The organism is Paraburkholderia sp. Tr-20389 (genome assembly GCF_017104565.1).
Classification (GTDB): Bacteria; Pseudomonadota; Gammaproteobacteria; order Burkholderiales; family Burkholderiaceae; genus Paraburkholderia.
Genome location: NZ_JAAGPD010000100.1, coordinates 1 through 5,437, shown reverse-complemented (window position 1 = coordinate 5,437; position 5,437 = coordinate 1). Strand labels below are relative to the sequence as shown.

The 5,437-nt window shown below is 54.1% G+C and carries 2 tRNA genes and 3 rRNA genes; all 5 read left to right on the top strand.

Annotated elements, in window-relative coordinates:
• Positions 1 to 145 precede the first annotated feature (145 nt).
• The 5 genes from G3N95_RS40260 to rrf all read left to right on the top strand — a co-directional run bounded on the left by G3N95_RS40260 (position 146) and on the right by rrf (position 5,388).
• Positions 146 to 1,676, top strand: a 16S ribosomal RNA gene (locus G3N95_RS40260).
• Positions 1,677 to 1,742: 66 nt separating this feature from the next.
• Positions 1,743 to 1,819, top strand: a tRNA-Ile gene (locus G3N95_RS40255).
• A gap of 63 nt (positions 1,820 to 1,882) precedes the next feature.
• Positions 1,883 to 1,958 (top strand) — tRNA-Ala (locus G3N95_RS40250).
• Positions 1,959 to 2,258: 300 nt separating this feature from the next.
• Positions 2,259 to 5,140: ribosomal RNA gene (locus tag G3N95_RS40245) — 23S ribosomal RNA — on the top strand.
• Between the two features lie 134 nt (positions 5,141 to 5,274).
• Positions 5,275 to 5,388 (top strand): 5S ribosomal RNA (rrf, locus tag G3N95_RS40240).
• The 16S, 23S and 5S rRNA genes sit together here with 2 tRNA genes alongside, the layout of an rRNA operon.
• Positions 5,389 to 5,437 lie beyond the last annotated feature (49 nt).

Genomic DNA, 5,437 nt, shown 5'->3' with positions numbered 1-5,437 from the left:
CGGTGATCTTCGGGTCGCCGGAATAGCGAAAGTAATCGAGTCTCACACGGAAGTAATTGAGGAAGGTTCGAGAGATCGAATCATTCGTCAGTGATTTTGAGTGAGCGACCGGTTTCTAACGAAACCGAAAAACAGTAACAGGTTTGAACTGAAGAGTTTGATCCTGGCTCAGATTGAACGCTGGCGGCATGCCTTACACATGCAAGTCGGACGGCAGCGCGGGGGCAACCCTGGCGGCGAGTGGCGAACGGGTGAGTAATACATCGGAACGTGTCCTGGAGTGGGGGATAGCCCGGCGAAAGCCGGATTAATACCGCATACGCTCTGTGGAGGAAAGCGGGGGATCTTCGGACCTCGCGCTCAAGGGGCGGCCGATGGCAGATTAGCTAGTTGGTGGGGTAAAGGCCTACCAAGGCGACGATCTGTAGCTGGTCTGAGAGGACGACCAGCCACACTGGGACTGAGACACGGCCCAGACTCCTACGGGAGGCAGCAGTGGGGAATTTTGGACAATGGGGGCAACCCTGATCCAGCAATGCCGCGTGTGTGAAGAAGGCCTTCGGGTTGTAAAGCACTTTTGTCCGGAAAGAAAACTTCGTTCCTAATATGGATGGAGGATGACGGTACCGGAAGAATAAGCACCGGCTAACTACGTGCCAGCAGCCGCGGTAATACGTAGGGTGCGAGCGTTAATCGGAATTACTGGGCGTAAAGCGTGCGCAGGCGGTTCGCTAAGACCGATGTGAAATCCCCGGGCTTAACCTGGGAACTGCATTGGTGACTGGCGGGCTAGAGTATGGCAGAGGGGGGTAGAATTCCACGTGTAGCAGTGAAATGCGTAGAGATGTGGAGGAATACCGATGGCGAAGGCAGCCCCCTGGGCCAATACTGACGCTCATGCACGAAAGCGTGGGGAGCAAACAGGATTAGATACCCTGGTAGTCCACGCCCTAAACGATGTCAACTAGTTGTCGGGTCTTCATTGACTTGGTAACGTAGCTAACGCGTGAAGTTGACCGCCTGGGGAGTACGGTCGCAAGATTAAAACTCAAAGGAATTGACGGGGACCCGCACAAGCGGTGGATGATGTGGATTAATTCGATGCAACGCGAAAAACCTTACCTACCCTTGACATGTACGGAATCCTGCTGAGAGGTGGGAGTGCCCGAAAGGGAGCCGTAACACAGGTGCTGCATGGCTGTCGTCAGCTCGTGTCGTGAGATGTTGGGTTAAGTCCCGCAACGAGCGCAACCCTTGTCCCTAGTTGCTACGCAAGAGCACTCTAGGGAGACTGCCGGTGACAAACCGGAGGAAGGTGGGGATGACGTCAAGTCCTCATGGCCCTTATGGGTAGGGCTTCACACGTCATACAATGGTCGGAACAGAGGGTTGCCAAGCCGCGAGGTGGAGCCAATCCCAGAAAACCGATCGTAGTCCGGATCGCAGTCTGCAACTCGACTGCGTGAAGCTGGAATCGCTAGTAATCGCGGATCAGCATGCCGCGGTGAATACGTTCCCGGGTCTTGTACACACCGCCCGTCACACCATGGGAGTGGGTTTTACCAGAAGTGGCTAGTCTAACCGCAAGGAGGACGGTCACCACGGTAGGATTCATGACTGGGGTGAAGTCGTAACAAGGTAGCCGTATCGGAAGGTGCGGCTGGATCACCTCCTTTCCAGAGCTTCGCGTTCAAAGTTGAGCGCTCACACTTGTCGGCTGTTGTTTGAAGAGACAGGCTCAGGGGTCTGTAGCTCAGTCGGTTAGAGCACCGTCTTGATAAGGCGGGGGTCGATGGTTCGAATCCATCCAGACCCACCATTGCCTTGTCTGCGGTGGCTAGCTGAAGTGGCTGGGCGGATACCCGCTGTGCGCTGTATGACTGGGGGATTAGCTCAGCTGGGAGAGCACCTGCTTTGCAAGCAGGGGGTCGTCGGTTCGATCCCGTCATCCTCCACCAATTCCCAATGCCTAGTGTTCAGTGCGAACTGAGCCTTAAGCATTGGCAATTGAGCCAGTCAGACTGGATGTGTGTAAAAGCATATCGGCTGTCGTTCTTTAACAATCAGGAAGAAGTAGTAAAGAGATTTATCGAAAGCACTTAGAGATGGGTGTGAGTAGGTAAGTCAGGGTTGTGATTGTATCGAAAGTATTTTTGAGTTCATCGAAAGACGAACCTGGAATACGGCACAACGCGAATACTCAACCTGTAGCGAGTGTGACTCGACGTGGCAACACGGCAGAGACATACCCGTTATAGGGTCAAGCGAACAAGTGCATGTGGTGGATGCCTTGGCGATCACAGGCGATGAAGGACGCGGTAGCCTGCGAAAAGCGGAGGGGAGCTGGCAAACGAGCTTTGATCCTCCGATATCCGAATGGGGAAACCCGGCCCGTATGGGTCACCCACAACTGAATACATAGGTTGTGTGGAGCGAACGCGGTGAACTGAAACATCTAAGTAACCGCAGGAAAAGAAATCAACCGAGATTCCCAAAGTAGTGGCGAGCGAAATGGGACCAGCCTGTACTCTTTATCTTCGTTGTTAGCCAAACGCTCTGGAAAGTGCGGCCATAGTGGGTGATAGCCCCGTAGGCGAAAACAGCGAGGAAGAACTAGGTGTACGACAAGTAGGGCGGGACACGTGAAATCCTGTCTGAAGATGGGGGGACCATCCTCCAAGGCTAAATACTCGTGATCGACCGATAGTGAACCAGTACCGTGAGGGAAAGGCGAAAAGAACCCCGGGAGGGGAGTGAAATAGATCCTGAAACCGCATGCATACAAACAGTCGGAGCCTCGCAAGGGGTGACGGCGTACCTTTTGTATAATGGGTCAGCGACTTACATTCAGTGGCGAGCTTAACCGATTAGGGCAGGCGTAGCGAAAGCGAGTCCGAACAGGGCGATTCAGTCGCTGGGTGTAGACCCGAAACCAGGTGATCTATCCATGGCCAGGATGAAGGTGCGGTAACACGTACTGGAGGTCCGAACCCACTAACGTTGAAAAGTTAGGGGATGAGCTGTGGATAGGGGTGAAAGGCTAAACAAACCTGGAAATAGCTGGTTCTCTCCGAAAACTATTTAGGTAGTGCCTCGTGTATCACCTTCGGGGGTAGAGCACTGTCATGGTTGAAGGGTCCATTGCGGATTACTTCGCCATAGCAAACTCCGAATACCGAAGAGTGCAATCACGGGAGACAGACATCGGGTGCTAACGTCCGGTGTCAAGAGGGAAACAACCCAGACCGCCAGCTAAGGTCCCCAAATATGACTAAGTGGGAAACGAAGTGGGAAGGCTAAAACAGTCAGGAGGTTGGCTTAGAAGCAGCCACCCTTTAAAGAAAGCGTAATAGCTCACTGATCGAGTCGTCCTGCGCGGAAGATGTAACGGGGCTAAGTCATATACCGAAGCTGCGGATGCGTGCTTTGCACGCATGGTAGGAGAGCGTTCCGTAAGCCTGCGAAGGTGCGTTGAAAAGCGTGCTGGAGGTATCGGAAGTGCGAATGCTGACATGAGTAGCGATAAAGGGGGTGAAAGGCCCCCTCGCCGTAAGCCCAAGGTTTCCTACGCAACGTTCATCGGCGTAGGGTGAGTCGGCCCCTAAGGCGAGGCAGAAATGCGTAGCTGATGGGAAGCAGGTCAATATTCCTGCACCAGTGTGAAATGCGATGGGGGGACGGATCGCGGAAGGTTGTCCGGGTGTTGGAAGTCCCGGTCGCTGCGTTGGAGAAGGTGCTCTGGCAAATCCGGGCACGGAATTCAAGGGCGTGGCGCGAGCTTCTTCGGGAGCGAAGCAATCGGAAGGGGTTCCAGGAAAAGCCTCTAAGCTTCAGTTTCACATTGACCGTACCGCAAACCGACACAGGTGGGCGAGATGAGTATTCTAAGGCGCTTGAGAGAACTCGGGAGAAGGAACTCGGCAAATTGGTACCGTAACTTCGGGATAAGGTACGCCCCTGTAGCTTGACGCCCCTGCGGGCGAAGGGTGAAGGGGTTGCAATAAACTGGTGGCTGCGACTGTTTAATAAAAACACAGCACTCTGCAAACACGAAAGTGGACGTATAGGGTGTGACGCCTGCCCGGTGCCGGAAGATTAAATGATGGGGTGCAAGCTCTTGATTGAAGTCCCGGTAAACGGCGGCCGTAACTATAACGGTCCTAAGGTAGCGAAATTCCTTGTCGGGTAAGTTCCGACCTGCACGAATGGCGTAACGATGGCCACACTGTCTCCTCCCGAGACTCAGCGAAGTTGAAGTGTTTGTGATGATGCAATCTCCCCGCGGCTAGACGGAAAGACCCCATGAACCTTTACTGTAGCTTTGCATTGGACTTTGAACCGATCTGTGTAGGATAGGTGGGAGGCTATGAAGCGTGGACGCCAGTCTGCGTGGAGCCGTCCTTGAAATACCACCCTGGTTTGTTTGAGGTTCTAACCTTGGCCCGTGATCCGGGTCGGGGACAGTGCATGGTGGGCAGTTTGACTGGGGCGGTCTCCTCCCAAAGTGTAACGGAGGAGTACGAAGGTACGCTAGGTACGGTCGGAAATCGTGCTGATAGTGCAATGGCATAAGCGTGCTTAACTGCGAGACCGACAAGTCGAGCAGGTGCGAAAGCAGGTCATAGTGATCCGGTGGTTCTGTATGGAAGGGCCATCGCTCAACGGATAAAAGGTACTCTGGGGATAACAGGCTGATACCGCCCAAGAGTTCATATCGACGGCGGTGTTTGGCACCTCGATGTCGGCTCATCTCATCCTGGGGCTGTAGCCGGTCCCAAGGGTATGGCTGTTCGCCATTTAAAGAGGTACGTGAGCTGGGTTTAAAACGTCGTGAGACAGTTTGGTCCCTATCTGCCGTGGGCGCTGGATATTTGAAGGGGGCTGCTCCTAGTACGAGAGGACCGGAGTGGACGAACCTCTGGTGTACCGGTTGTCACGCCAGTGGCATCGCCGGGTAGCTATGTTCGGAAGAGATAACCGCTGAAAGCATCTAAGCGGGAAACTCGCCTTAAGATGAGATATCCCCGGGGCTTCGAGCCCCTTGAAGGGTCGTTCAAGACCAGGACGTTGATAGGTCAGGTGTGGAAGCGCAGTAATGCGTTAAGCTAACTGATACTAATTGCCCGTAAGGCTTGATCCTATAACCGGTATGTTTCAGACCGGTCAGAGATCGCTGTTGTGCCGAACAACACATCCCACCCTCTTTACGCTTCTTCCAGATTGGCTGTGGCGCCAGGTTCAACCGGACCCGATGCGACGCAGCAACCCGTCATGCCTGATGACCATAGCGAGTCGGTACCACCCCTTCCCATCCCGAACAGGACCGTGAAACGACTCCACGCCGATGATAGTGCGGATTGCCCGTGTGAAAGTAGGTAATCGTCAGGCTCCTTACCCAGTCCAAGACCCCGCCCTCAAAAGCGGGGTCTTGGCGTTT